The sequence below is a fragment of the Cyanobium sp. LEGE 06113 genome, from assembly GCF_015207615.1.
Map to the genome: position 1 here is coordinate 35,111 of NZ_JADEWM010000010.1, position 11,710 is coordinate 46,820.

The 11,710-nt window shown below is 67.6% G+C and carries 15 protein-coding genes; 7 read left to right on the forward strand and 8 right to left on the reverse strand.

The window, feature by feature from the left end:
- Positions 1–2: 2 nt before the first annotated feature.
- The 4 genes from ribD to IQ220_RS14105 are packed head-to-tail and all read right to left on the reverse strand — an operon-like array spanning position 3 to position 4,350.
- Positions 3–1,100, reverse strand: a complete 1,098-nt coding sequence (ribD, locus tag IQ220_RS14090; RefSeq protein ID WP_228009253.1) for a bifunctional diaminohydroxyphosphoribosylaminopyrimidine deaminase/5-amino-6-(5-phosphoribosylamino)uracil reductase RibD — start codon at positions 1,098–1,100, stop codon at positions 3–5.
- Positions 1,097–1,582 (reverse strand): DUF3122 domain-containing protein, encoded by a 486-nt coding sequence (locus IQ220_RS14095; RefSeq protein WP_186699001.1) that lies wholly within the window; start codon positions 1,580–1,582, stop codon positions 1,097–1,099. The genes ribD and IQ220_RS14095 overlap by 4 nt, the downstream gene beginning before the upstream one ends.
- Entirely contained in the window at positions 1,579–4,101 is a 2,523-nt protein-coding gene (locus IQ220_RS14100) for a GH116 family glycosyl hydrolase (RefSeq protein WP_193915918.1), read from the reverse strand. The genes IQ220_RS14095 and IQ220_RS14100 overlap by 4 nt, the downstream gene beginning before the upstream one ends.
- Positions 4,102–4,128: 27 nt before the next feature.
- A complete protein-coding gene (locus IQ220_RS14105; RefSeq protein ID WP_186699004.1) occupies positions 4,129–4,350 on the reverse strand; it encodes a hypothetical protein in 222 nt (73 codons plus the stop codon).
- Positions 4,351–4,673: 323 nt separating this feature from the next.
- Between IQ220_RS14105 and IQ220_RS14110 the strand changes: the two genes are divergently transcribed.
- From IQ220_RS14110 to IQ220_RS16620, 5 genes are all read left to right on the forward strand, one after another.
- Complete coding sequence (locus IQ220_RS14110; protein ID WP_370566495.1) at positions 4,674–5,438, forward strand: DDE-type integrase/transposase/recombinase; 765 nt, start codon at positions 4,674–4,676, stop codon at positions 5,436–5,438.
- Positions 5,399–5,536 carry a hypothetical protein gene (locus IQ220_RS15905; RefSeq protein WP_255510989.1) on the forward strand — a complete coding sequence of 46 codons (138 nt, stop codon included), beginning with the start codon at positions 5,399–5,401 and terminating at the stop codon, positions 5,534–5,536. Before IQ220_RS14110 ends, IQ220_RS15905 begins: the two co-directional genes overlap by 40 nt.
- A gap of 553 nt (positions 5,537–6,089) precedes the next feature.
- Positions 6,090–6,449, forward strand: a complete 360-nt coding sequence (locus tag IQ220_RS14115) for a hypothetical protein (RefSeq protein WP_193915921.1) — start codon at positions 6,090–6,092, stop codon at positions 6,447–6,449.
- A 161-nt stretch (positions 6,450–6,610) separates the two neighbouring features.
- Positions 6,611–6,739: a transposase gene (locus tag IQ220_RS15910; protein WP_228009254.1), complete on the forward strand. Its 129-nt coding sequence runs from the start codon at positions 6,611–6,613 to the stop codon at positions 6,737–6,739.
- Positions 6,740–6,867: 128 nt separating this feature from the next.
- Positions 6,868–7,311, forward strand: coding sequence for an IS3 family transposase (locus IQ220_RS16620; protein ID WP_370566496.1), 444 nt, complete (start codon positions 6,868–6,870; stop codon positions 7,309–7,311).
- A gap of 266 nt (positions 7,312–7,577) precedes the next feature.
- On the opposite strand, the gene IQ220_RS14125 is transcribed toward IQ220_RS16620, so the two are convergent.
- The 3 genes from IQ220_RS14125 to IQ220_RS16155 all read right to left on the reverse strand — a co-directional run bounded on the left by IQ220_RS14125 (position 7,578) and on the right by IQ220_RS16155 (position 9,038).
- Complete coding sequence (locus tag IQ220_RS14125; protein ID WP_193915924.1) at positions 7,578–7,808, reverse strand: hypothetical protein; 231 nt, start codon at positions 7,806–7,808, stop codon at positions 7,578–7,580.
- A gap of 88 nt (positions 7,809–7,896) precedes the next feature.
- A complete protein-coding gene (locus IQ220_RS16150) occupies positions 7,897–8,427 on the reverse strand; it encodes an ISAs1 family transposase (RefSeq protein WP_193913207.1) in 531 nt (176 codons plus the stop codon).
- The gene (locus tag IQ220_RS16155; protein WP_193913090.1) at positions 8,421–9,038 is read right to left on the reverse strand and encodes an ISAs1 family transposase; all 618 of its coding nucleotides are present in this window, start codon (positions 9,036–9,038) and stop codon (positions 8,421–8,423) included. Before IQ220_RS16155 ends, IQ220_RS16150 begins: the two co-directional genes overlap by 7 nt.
- Before the next feature lie 205 nt (positions 9,039–9,243).
- Here IQ220_RS16155 and IQ220_RS14140 point away from each other — a divergent pair, with 205 nt between their 5' ends.
- Both IQ220_RS14140 and cbiE read left to right on the forward strand, forming a co-directional pair.
- Positions 9,244–9,726 (forward strand): hypothetical protein, encoded by a 483-nt coding sequence (locus IQ220_RS14140; RefSeq protein WP_193915927.1) that lies wholly within the window; start codon positions 9,244–9,246, stop codon positions 9,724–9,726.
- A gap of 215 nt (positions 9,727–9,941) precedes the next feature.
- A complete protein-coding gene (gene cbiE / locus IQ220_RS14145; RefSeq protein ID WP_370566502.1) occupies positions 9,942–11,219 on the forward strand; it encodes a precorrin-6y C5,15-methyltransferase (decarboxylating) subunit CbiE in 1,278 nt (425 codons plus the stop codon).
- On the opposite strand, the gene IQ220_RS14150 is transcribed toward cbiE, so the two are convergent.
- Positions 11,200–11,700, reverse strand: a complete 501-nt coding sequence (locus IQ220_RS14150) for a DUF192 domain-containing protein (protein WP_370566497.1) — start codon at positions 11,698–11,700, stop codon at positions 11,200–11,202. The genes cbiE and IQ220_RS14150 overlap by 20 nt on opposite strands.
- Between the last annotated feature and the right edge of the window lie 10 nt (positions 11,701–11,710).

The following is an 11,710-nucleotide window of genomic DNA, read 5'->3' on the forward strand; positions in this document are numbered from 1 at the left end:
GATCAGCTCTTCGGACTGCGCAGGCGCCACAACAGATCGGGCCCCAGGCCGCGGGGGGCGCTGGTCTGCCAGCTGGGCACCTGCTCCATGCCAGTGAACCCCAGATCCCCCAGGGGGGTGCGGGCCGGGGTGCCGCCCATCACTTTGGGGGCGATCAGTGCCGCCAGCTCCTGCACACACTGCTGATGCAGGGCGGCGCTGGCCAGCTCGGCGCCGCATTCCCACAGCACCTGGTTGCAGCCGCGCCGCGCCAGGTGCTCCAGCAGGGCCTGGGGCTCGCACTGCTCCAGCACCAGCCGCTCGATGCCGAGCCGGTCGAGCTGAAAGCGTCTGCGGGCCGGGGCGCCGTAGCCGTGGGCCACCAGGGTGGGGGCTGCGCTGGTGTCCCAGAGCCTGGCCTGCCTGGGCAGATCAAGGCTGCGGCTGATCACCACCCGCAGCGGCTCCGGCCGGCGCCGCCCGCGGGAGGTGAGCAGGGGATCGTCGGCCCGCACGGTGCCGCCGCCCACGATCACGGCGTCACAGCGGGCCCGCAGGCCATGCACCCAGCCGCGGGCCTCAGGTCCTGTGATCCATTGGCTGGCCCCATTGGCCAGGGCGGTGCGGCCGTCCACCCCCATGGCCCACTTGAGAATGCCGAGGGGACGCCCGTGGCTGAGCCGGTGCAGAAAGGCCCGGTTCAGCTCCCGCGCCTCGGCTTCGCAGACGCCCTCAATCACCTCCAGCCCCGCCTGGCGCAGCTGCTGCAGACCGCCGCCGGCCACCTGGGGATTGGGGTCGGCCATCGCCACCACCACCCGGGCCAGGCCCGCCGCCAGCAGCGCCTCAGTGCAGGGCGGCGTGCGGCCGTGGTGGCAGCAGGGTTCCAGGCTCACCACGGCGGTGCCGCCCCGGGCTCTTTCGCCCGCCTGGGCCAGGGCGCCCACCTCGGCATGGGGCCCGCCGGCCCTGGCATGGAAGCCCTCCCCCACCAGCTGGCCCTGCGCATCCAGCACCACGCAGCCCACCATCGGATTGGGGCTGGTGCGGCCGGCGCCCAGGGCTGCCAGCTGCAGGGCCCGCTGCATCCAGGGGCGCCAGGCCCGCTGCCGGGCCGTCATCCCAGGGGGGCGCTGGACAGGCTGCGCCATTCCGCCACCACGAAGGGCGGCACCGGCAACTCCACGAACACGCCGGGCAGCTGCAGCCGCAGGGGCCGATCCTGCTGCAGGTCGGCCAGCAGCGGAGCGAGGTCGAACTCGGCGGCGGCATCGCGGCCATCGGCCGCCAGCTGGGGGTTGTCCAGGGTGAGGTCGCCGAGCTCCCAGCTGTTGCGGCCGCTGCGCACCAGCAGGGCCGTGGGGTGATTCAGGCGCACCCTGCCGGGGTAGCCCACCACCCGCAGCCGCAGCGGACCGCCGGGGCGGCCCTGGCGGTAGGCCACCAGCTGCCAGCTCTGGTAGTCGAGGTCGCGCAGGCTCTCGAGGCTGCGCACCACCGGCACGCCGTTCTCATCCGGGTGGGCGTGCACCTGGGCCAGGGCCGGCGCCCCGCCAGCCAGGCCCAGCAGCAGGGCGAGCACGAGGCTGACGACGCCGCTCATGCCAGCGCCTCCCGCTCGGCACCGGGGATCGGCTGCCAGTTGGTGTGGGTGGCCCACAGGGCCCAGATCGCCATCGCCCGCAGGTAGTGGCAGGCCCGGAAGGTGTTCACGGCGGTGATCGCCTCCGGCGTGCGGAACTGGAGGCCGCCGCTGTACACCTGCTCCACCACGGCGCCGGTGATCGCCAGCGCCGTGGCCTGCTCGCCCATCAGCCGGTAGTAGGCAGCCAGCCCGAAGTTGATGCCGGTCCACACCTCCAGGGGGTGGGTGCCGTTGGGATCGAGCGGGGTGCCATCGCGGCGCAGGCCGTTGGCCACGCCCAGCCTGCCGCCGGCGAAGCCCTCGAAGCAGGCCTCCTTCACCGCCTGCAGGGCACTGCGGGCCCGCTCGTCGGCCACCACCGGAGGCAGACCCAGCAGGCGGGCGTAGAAGTCGCCGCAGAGCTGGTCGGCCATCACCACCGGCGTGCCGCTCTCGGCATCGATGTTGTAGTACTCGCCATTCCAGAGCAGCCGATCGAAATTGGCGCGCGACTGCTCCAGCCAGCTGCTGAACTGCCGCTGCTGGCTGGAGGTGTCGAGCCCCAGCTCCAGCTGCAGCCGCTGCCCCATGGCCAGGGCCGCCTCCAGGGCGGCGATCCAGAGGGCGCCGCAGTAGGCGCTCACCCCTTTGAGCGGCCAGTCGTCAAAGGTCTGGTCAGGCGCGCCGCCGTTGTCGGGCAGGCCGTCGTCGTTGGCATCGAAGCTCTTGAGGTATTGCAGGGCCTGCACCGCCGCCGGCCAGCAGTCGGCCAGGAAGCGCAGGTCTTCGCCGCCGGGGGCGAGGCGGAAGGTGCGCCACACCTGCAGCACGAAGTCGCTGGCCAGGTCTTTCCAGAGGTTGCAGTCCTGGTAGGCGGTGTAGTTGGTGGCGTCCCAGGGGCGCTCGTTGGGGGCGCCGAGGTCGTGGGGGGTGGCGCCGGCCAGCTTGCGGGGGGCCTCCACCCGGCCCTTGCCCTGGGTGAAATACCAGCCGATCGGCCGGGCCGTGGCATCGGCCGCCGGGATGGCCCGGGCGAAGCTGCGCAGCACGCTCTTGTCGAGCTCCGGCCACAGCTGCAGCAGGGCGAAGGAGCCGTAGAGCCGCACATCGAGGCTCTCGTACCAGGCGTAGTCAAGGCACTCCAGCACCCCGAAGCGGCCCACGGGATCCTCGGGGCTGGCGGCGCTCCAGAGGCTGCCGCCGGAGGCCAGGTCGTAGAGCTCGTTGAACAGGGCCATGCGCAGCGGCTCCGGCAGGTCGGTGCGCTCCAGCACCGGCCGCTGCCAGGCCTCGATCTGCTCCAGCCAGCCACCCCAGTCGCGCAGGGCCTCGGCGGCGATGGCCGCGGCGTTGGCGCCGCTGGCCCCGAAGTGGTCGGTGTAGCGCCGCAGGGCCGAGCTGCCGGTGGCGAAGGCCGTCACGGGCAGGTCCCAGCTGATCACCACCGGGATCTCGATCGTTTCGCCCGGTTCGAGCCGCAGCTGCACGGCCAGGGCGGCGCTGGCGGGGTCGTTCGCCCCGCTGCGGCGGTCGTTGTTGCTGTCGGGAATCGAGCCATCGCGCTCAAAGGGCTCCCACAGCTCAGCGCCGTCACCGGCGGGGTTCCAGCGGCTGCAGCGCTGGATGCGCAGCCCTGGGTGGCGCTGCTCCAGGCCGGCATCGGTGGCGATGCACCACTGGCCCTGCCCCTCGGCGATCGGCTCGGCGACCTGGCCCTCCAGCAGCACGCCCTTGAGCGCCCCGTCGTCGATCCAGCGGTTGCGCTGACCCTCGCTGCGGCCGATGGCCGGCAGGTAGTTGTGCTCGGGGCTGCCGTCGTCGCGGAACTTGACGGCTGCTGTGGGGTCGGTGTTGGTGAACCAGCCGGTGGTGTTGCGCCAGCTCAGCAGCAACGAGAGATCGAGGGGGCGGCGGCTGGGGTTGCTGAGGCTCCAGCGGAACACCGCCACCGGGTAGCTGCTGCGCTGGTAGTCGCCCGGCAGGATCGGACTGAAGGCCTCGCAGCCCACCTGGGCGGCGAACACTCCCGTGTAGCTCGTCCAGCTGAGCGGATAGCGGGCGGCGTAGGTGCCGGTGCTGCGCTCGCTGGAGCTGGCCGGATACCAGCTCCAGGCCGTCAGGGGCGCTCCGGCCTCCGGGCGGGAGGCATCGGCCCCGGGGGCCACGGCCAGGGCATGGGCGCGGCTGCTGTCGCCATCGCTCTCGTAGAGGGCGAACTGGCAGTCGGGCAGGCAGCCGAACCAGTGCTCACCGCCATCGAGGTTCCAGAAGTTGAAGCTGCCATCGGGGGCGCGGCCGAGACAGCCGGCGCCGAAGCCCCCGAGGGGCATGCCGTGGTTGGGGCCGTCATCGAGGTTGCTGGCGTAGCGCACCGTGTAGGGCTGCTCCCAGCCCAGGCCGAAGGGCCGCGACCAGCTGGCCGGCGGTGGGTTGCCCGGTGCCCCGGCCCCCCGGCCCTGCAGCAGGGTCTTGAGGGTGGAGAGTCCGAAGCGCGCCATGGAGCGGAGGGAAGTGGGGCCAGCTTGTCAGAGATGGCCGGTGTCTTCCTGGTCGATCAGGGCATCGAGGGTGACGGCGGAGCGCACCAGGGCCTGGTAGCGCTGCACGACGCGCCGGTTGCGCTCGATCCAGTTGCCGGGATCACCGCTGGGCAGGGCTGTGCTGTCGCCACTGAGCAGTTCCAGGTCCTGCTGCTGGGCCAGCAGGGTGAGCACCAGCTCGTGGATGCGCTGGCGGCGGTCGCTCATGCCGGGGCGGTGAAAGCTCAGTTGGCCATCATCGCGCCCCACGCCAGTGGGGAGCCTGAATCCGAGAGTCCTGGCTTCTTTACCCCGGGGGCCATGCCGGAGGCTGACAACTGCTGGATCCAGCAGTTCGCCAATGACCGCCGCGCTCTGGCGCGGGGTGTGTAGTCCCACCAGGCTGTTCAGCTGACAAGGGGGTGTGAGGTCGCCAGGGTCGGGGTGTCACCGCCCGTCCCAAGACCTCACCTCCCATGCATAGCCACCCCAATGCGTGACTGACACTGATCAGTCGACAACGCCTGATTCGTCGGCACCTCGATGAGGGCGTGCCGCTCAAGGCCCATGCTGCCGCTGCGGGAATCAGCCTGCGCACCGCCTACAAGTGGCTGGGCCGGTTCCGTGAAGGAGGTCCAGCGGCACTGGCGGATCGACGGAGCGTTCGCCGCAGCCAACGGCGGACGCTCGATCCGCAGCGACTGCAGCACGCGGTGGACCTACGGCACCAGCGCTGCACCCTGCGCCGCATCGCCCGTTCGCTGCAGGCGCCCCTCTCTACCGTGGGCAGGGTGCTCAAGGCGCTCGGCCTGGGCCGTCTCCGGAACCTGGAGCCCAGGCCACCGGTGCGCCGCTACCAGTGGCAGCGGCCCGGCGAGATGATCCACGTCGACACCAAAAAGCTGGCGCCGTTCCGCCAGGTGGGGCACCGAATCACCGGCGATCGGCGGCTGGGCTCCTCCCGTGGTGCCGGCTATGAGAAGGTCCACGTGGCCATTGATGACGCCACCCGGCTGGCCTACGTCGAGGTGCTCCCAGACGAGAAGAAGGCCACCACCGTGGGCTTCCTGGCCCGAGCAGTGGGCTGGTTCTCCGATCAGGGCATCACCTGCAAGCGGATCCTCTCGGAGAACGGTTCGGCCTTCCGATCCGGCGAGTGGCGAAAAGCCTGCCCGGCCCTGGATCTCAAGCCAATCCGCACCAGGCCGTACACACCCCCACCAATGGCAAGTCGGAGCGATTCATCCGCACCCTGCTGGAGGAATGGGCCTACGGAATGTCCTTCCAGACCTCCGAGGAGCGCAACCAGTGGCTGAGCCGGTATTTGGGGATCTATAACGGTCGCAGGTGCCACATGGCCCTAGGAGGCATCACGCCCCGTCAGTCGGTCCAGCGGCTGCAGATCGCTGAATGACCTGGTGAGAAAGCACACCTAAGCGGAAACCCAACAATAGAATGAGGATGATGAAAAGGATCCATTTTGCTAATTGTCTAGCAGGAGCGCTGCTTTCCGTGTCATATCTTCAGCAGCCTGCATTCGCCCAGCGCTACTGGCAAAGATGTGCCTTCACGCCCGCATTGAGGATTGTGAATTCGCTGGAAGTTTATCCTCGTTTACAATATCTTATCGAAGTGATGGCAAACAAATTCAGGTCGAAAAGGTTGGGGCATCTCATGAGTGTGGTGATGTATCCTCGCGTGAATGCGGAAAGATGCTGATCACCGAACCGAAGGAGCGGCGAACAACTTGGGCAACTTATCGCCAAACTCCAAACGCAATAATCATTCGTAGCAGCCGCGGGAATATTTATAGCATTCCATGCTAAAGTGCTCTCCCGCTAATGGATCACCAAACATCAAGATCAGCGGCGGGCAAAAGAGCGAAGGAATGGCTCCCACCGCTTCGGCCCGCCGCTGATCTTGGCATTAGACTCTTAGATCAAGCATTAGGGGAACTCATGGTCACAGTGACTGTTCGCAACAAAAATGAACTGAAGTCTGCACTCAGCAGCAGCGCCGACGAGATCGTGATAGAGAATCAAAAGCTCGTCAAGCAACTCCGCGCAATAAAATTGCTTCGCAAAGCTGGTCCGCTGGCTATCGGTATCGTTATCGCTGCTATTCCTTTACTCACTTTTACTGGCGGAGTGAGTCTACCTGCAACCCTCTTAGGCTTCATGGGAGCATCCGCTTTGCCTGTCAGCAGTAGCGTCGTTGGTCTTACAGTAGCAATCGGAGGAATCGTGCTGATTGGCATATTGACCGACTGGGAGGAAGTGGAAATAGCTGGTGTGTTTAAGCTCAGGCGTAAACGCAAATGCGCCTAACAATTCGTTAAAGCCGAGCGCGCATTGTGGCGCCGGCCACTTGCCTGCGCTAGTGCCCTGAGGTGGTCTGGTTTTCTGGACAGGGCCCATCGTTAACCTTTGAGGCGGGGCACCGCCCCTGAAAGGCGTTCCCACCGTTGGCGAAGCCTTCTCCGAAGGAGTTGAGCAAACGCCGAACCCACAGCCCCGAGTTCAAAGCCAGGGTCGCCATGGAGGCGATCAGTGGTCGCAAGTCGCTCCAGGAGATTGCCGCTGACCACGCGGTGCACCCGATCGAGGTGAGCCAATGAAAGAAGCAGCTCCTGGAGGGCACCAGCGACCTGTTCACCCGGGGCAAGAAGACGCAGGCCAAGGACGAGAGCCAGGCCAAGCAGGCTGAGCTGTTCCAGCAGATTGGCAAGCTCCAGATGGAGCTGGAGTGGCTGAAAAAAGTCTCAACTGCTCTGATGCTCGTGAACTGCGCAAACTGGTCGATCATGACCACCCCGAGCTCACGGTCAGCCGTCAATGTGAGCTACTGGGCCTGCCTCGATCCTCGCTGTATTACCAGCCGGTCCCGGTGCGTGAATCCACGCTACGGATCATGGCCAGGATCGATGCGTTCTACCTGGAGGATCCCACCGCCGGTAGCCGTCGGATGGTGCAGTATCTGGCCAGAGACAGTATCCCGATCAGCCGTGACCGTATCCGAAACCTCATGCGGCGCATGGGATTACGGGCGATCTACCAGAAGCCTCGCACCACGGTGCCGGGCGAACCATCAGAGCGCTTTCCCTGCCTGGTTGATGTCAGAGCTGTCACGGCTCCAGATCAGGTCTGGGCAACAGATATTACCTACATCCCCGGATCAGGCCCTCGATGATCTGTCGCTGCGGGAGTTGAGATAGGGAAGTGGCCCCTGCGTGTCAGAGATGGCTGGTGTCTTGCTGCTCAACCAGGGCATGGAGGGTGATGGCGGAGTGCACTAGGGCCAGGGTTCGCAGTTCGCGTTCGAGAGGCGGCGACAAGCCGGCATCAAGGCACTTCGATCAACGACCGACCGCCACCAGTTGTCGATCTGGGCGCGGCCCGGCGGCAGCTTATGGGAATTTATGGCTCAGCCATAATTAAGAGACTGGCGTAAATCCCTCAAATCCTTGGCTGACACCAGCCTCGACGCCGCTGGCCAGGTTGAGCCGGCTCAGGGTGCTGGATCTCGCTGGGAAGGGCTTTCGCTTCGGTTTTCAGTTGGAGCAGCTGGGCGAACCGGGCGGAGCGACGCTGGCCCAGGCCCTCACCGAAGTGGTGGACCAGGCCAAAGGTGATGTGGTGCTGATCGTGGACGAGGTGCAGCAGGCCATCACCACCGAAAGGGGCCATCAGATGTTGCTGGCCCTCAAAGCCGCCCGAGACGCCATCAATCCCAGACCCGGTACGACGGGGCACTTCCCAGGGCTGATTCAAAGTGTCAGCAGGGGTTGGGCTCTGGCTGACGCATCGCCATTGCCATCAGCGCCCTGATGTCGTGCATCACGGCCTGCATCCCAGCGCGGATTGACCGAAACCCAGCCAGCCGCAACAGGTTGAGCGCTGCCGTACGCAGCGTGGCCATCACCCCAGCGCCATTGCCGCGGTAGCGGTGGGCATCCTCATGGAGCTGGGTGTCACGGATCCAGTGCCAGCCCTCAATGCTCCAGCGATCTCGCACCAGTTGCAGCAGGGCTTCTGGGGTGGTGCGCAGGCTGGTGAGAAACAGGTGGATGGCCTGAAACGGCTTGCCTTCTCTGGTGCCGGTAGCGGTCATCTCCACAATCCAGCTGGTGCCCGCCCAGCTCTCGCGGATGTGCTGCGGTGCCTCCTTTGCCCGCAGCGTCCAGGTGATGTCGCGACCGTGGCTGATCTCATGATCCGTTGCCACAAAAGGGATCGCGCGCTTTCCCTGGAACTGGCTGGCAATCTGGCGGTGCAGGGTGCGCTGGTTGGCTTTGACGGTCAGCAGGAAGTCGGCCCCCTGCTCCTGGAGGAGTTGAAAAACGGGCTTTGGGTATGGAGTGCATCCGCTTGGATCAGTACACCGTCCAGATCCATCTCACCGAGCAGCTGTTTGAGGACCGCCCGCTCATGGTTCTCGCCGGTGGCGTAGCAGGCCTGGCTGATCGCCACACCCAGGGCGGCGGAGTAGAGCGTCACCTGGGCAATGAATGCCGAGCCGCCACCGGGCGTGGGCTCGATCGAGCCCCTCAGCGTCTTGCCGTCACAGATCAGCTGATCGAGATCGGCTGCACCACCTGGGATCTGGGCGATTGTCCAGTCGCGGATCGCAGCGCAGAGAGCCGCCACGTCCACCTGGCGAAAGAAGTAGCGGAAGGCGGAATCGGAGGGCGGACGCCTGAGTTCGATGCCCAGTGCCTCGCACAGCACGCTGTGGTGGCGAATGGCAAAGCGCTCCAGATCCCGCAGGCTCTGGCAACGGCTCAGGATTCCCAGCAACGCCACCAGCAGCAGATACCAGGCCGGAATACGGATCCCGCGCCGCATCCGCGCGTCCGGAATCGCCTTGAGAAAGCTGATCAGGTCGAGATCAGTGGCGGGAAGAGCGGTTTCGGGCACAGGAAGAGCGCGATTCCGCTGACCTCAACCCATGCTGACAGCCCCGACCAGGCCGCCTGTGACACACTTTGAATCAGCCCTGGGGCACTTCCTGTTTCTCGGCACCGGCTCCCACAGGGCCCTGGTGGGCGAGCTCACGGCAAGGCGGAACTAGGCGTTCGCCGGTGCCACCTCGCTGCCTTACCCCGTACTGGATCTGGAGTATGTGCGCCATGTGCTGCAGCGCCTGCGAGCGGAAGACGGGAAGCTGCTGCCGTCGGAAGCGATCGCCTGGGAGGCCTTCCAGACCCTGGGCCACCGCCCCGAAGAGTTTCTGCGGGCCCTGGGCCAACTCCAGGCCAGCAGCAGCAGCTCTGGTCTGGAGCCTGATCAGCTGTTGCCGGTGATTGCCGCCACCCTCCGCGGCACTGCCGCTGACCTGGAGTTGCAGAAGGTGGAACAGCTCGGCGGGCTGGCCACGGCGATCTTCGATCGGGTGGGCATGGATGTGGGCCCTGCCAAGGGCCTGTTCTCAGCGGAGGCCGCTGCGGCCTATGGCGAAGCGATTTGCCGGGAGGTGCGGGTGGAGGAGATTCAGCCGGTGGTGAACGAACTCCTCGCCGATAACGTGCTGATGCGGCTGGGCCACGGCCTCTACGGCGTCGCCGACCCGTTTGTGCAGGAGATCTGGCGGGAACGGCGGCGCTGATCGTGTGTCCAGGAGATTTCCGCTGAGCCGGCCACCCTCTCTATCGAGCCTGGTGGCCAGGTGCTCCACCGGCGACATCCGGGAGCGCGGGCAGCGCCGGCACGGTCACAACGAGCCCTGGTTGGTTCAGCATCATGGTTCCAATGGCAAAGGACACCCTGGGCAGCGAGCTCGTAGCAACCGAGGGCCGCGAGCCGGCCGCGACGCAGCGCGGCGTGCTGGAGGTGATCGGCACCGACGCCGCCGGTGTGGTCGGCTTGGCCCCCAGTAGCCTGGCTCTTCTGCGGAGGGCTCGGCTGGTGCTGGCCCCGGCGCGGCTGCTGGCCGACCTGGCCCCCTGGTGGCAGCAGGAGCAGGCGGCTGGCCGGATCCCAGCGGGAGCGGAAGGCCCTGAACTCCTGGCCAGCGACAGACCGGAGCTGATCCATGGGCCTCTGGAGCAGGCCCTGGCAGCCGGCCGGCCGGCCGTGCTGCTGGCCAGCGGCGATCCGCTCTGGTTCGGCATCGGCCGGCTGCTGCTGCAGCACTTCAGCCCCGACCAGCTTCGGTTTCAGCCCGCCCCCAGCTCCCTGCAGCTGGCCTTCGCCCGCCTCGGCCGTCCCTGGCAGGACGCCAGCTGGATCAGCCTCCACGGCCGGGACCCCCAACCCCTGGCGGCGGCGCTGCAGAAGCGGCCCGCCGCCCTGGCGGTGCTCACTGACCCCGGCCGGGGCGGTGCCGAGGAGGTGCGCCGGATGCTGCGTGCCTCCGGCCTGGAGGCGTCCTACGCCGTGTGGCTATGCGAGCGGCTGGGCCACCCCCAGGAGCGGGTGCAGCGGCTGGCTCCCACCACTCCCCTACCGGCAGACCTGGATCCCCTGCACCTGGTGCTGCTGATTGCTGAACCACCGCCGCCCCCCGATCCGGCCACCTTGCCCCTGTTCGGCCTGCCGGATGGGATCTTCCTGCAACATGCCGATCGCCCCGGCCTGATGACCAAGCGGGAGGTGCGGATCCAACTGCTGGGCGATCTGAATCTGCCGGCAGCGGGGCTGCTCTGGGACATCGGCGCCGGGGTGGGCTCCATCGGCCTGGAGGCCCTGCGGCTGCGGCCGCAGCTGCAGCTCTGGGCGGTGGAGGCCAGGGGTGGGTCCGCCGCCCTGATCCGGGCGAACGCCGAGCGCCTGGGGGTGCAGCCCCAGACCGTGCTGGAGGGCCGGGCGCCGGCGGTGTTCAGCCAGCTGCCCGATCCGGATCGGGTGCTCCTCGGCGGCGGTGGCAGCGACCGTGCGGCGATCCTGCAGGCGCTGCTGCCGCGTCTGCGGCCGGGCGGTGTGGTGGTGATCCCCCTGGCCACCCTGGAAGCCCTGGCTGAGCTGCGCCCCCTGCTGGAGCGGGCCGGCCTGGCCGTGACGGTGGCTCAGCACCAGAGCTGGCGAGGGGCGCCGCTGGCGGCGGGTACCCGCCTGGCGCCGCTGAATCCGGTGCTGGTGCTCAGGGGTGAGCGGCCCTGAAGGGCTCGATCCGCACCGCTGTGCCCACCCGGATGCCTAAGGCCGCCGCCTGACCTCCCGCCAGTTCCAGCACCCCGTCCACGGGCACGCCCGGGCCGTAGCTGGGGCAGGGCAAGCGCGGGCAGGGGCTGGCGGCCGCTTCCAGGGCCACCACCTTGCCGCCGGCCACGAACAGCATGTCGAGCGGCTCGGGGGTGCGGTGCATCCAGAACCGGGCCGGCGTGGGCTGCGGGAAGGGAAACCACATGCCGCGCAGGGGGGGCAATGGTGGCCGCAACTGCAGGCCGAGGGCCTGTTCCTGGGGTTCTTCGGCCACCTCCAGCAGGATGCAGCGCTCGCCCTCCAGGCACCAGCGGGCTTCCAGGGGCAGGTTCTGGGGTGGTTCCGCCGGCTGGGCCAGGGTTGGCTGGCTGGAGGCCAGATCCGCCGCCGCGAGCCCGATCAGGGCCAGCAGCCCGGCACCGCCCACAAGCCGCGACACACCCCTCCGC

Excerpts from the sequence above, each read along its gene's own strand:
- ribD (WP_228009253.1), bottom strand. The coding sequence starts at position 1,100 with ATGACGGCCCGGCAGCGGGCCTGGCGCCCCTGGATGCAGCGGGCCCTG.
- IQ220_RS14095 (WP_186699001.1), bottom strand. The coding sequence starts at position 1,582 with ATGAGCGGCGTCGTCAGCCTCGTGCTCGCCCTGCTGCTGGGCCTGGCT.
- IQ220_RS14100 (WP_193915918.1), bottom strand. The coding sequence starts at position 4,101 with ATGGCGCGCTTCGGACTCTCCACCCTCAAGACCCTGCTGCAGGGCCGG.
- IQ220_RS14105 (WP_186699004.1), bottom strand. The coding sequence starts at position 4,350 with ATGAGCGACCGCCGCCAGCGCATCCACGAGCTGGTGCTCACCCTGCTG.
- IQ220_RS15905 (WP_255510989.1), top strand. The coding sequence starts at position 5,399 with ATGTCCTTCCAGACCTCCGAGGAGCGCAACCAGTGGCTGAGCCGGTAT.
- IQ220_RS14125 (WP_193915924.1), bottom strand. The coding sequence starts at position 7,808 with ATGGCCCCTTTCGGTGGTGATGGCCTGCTGCACCTCGTCCACGATCAG.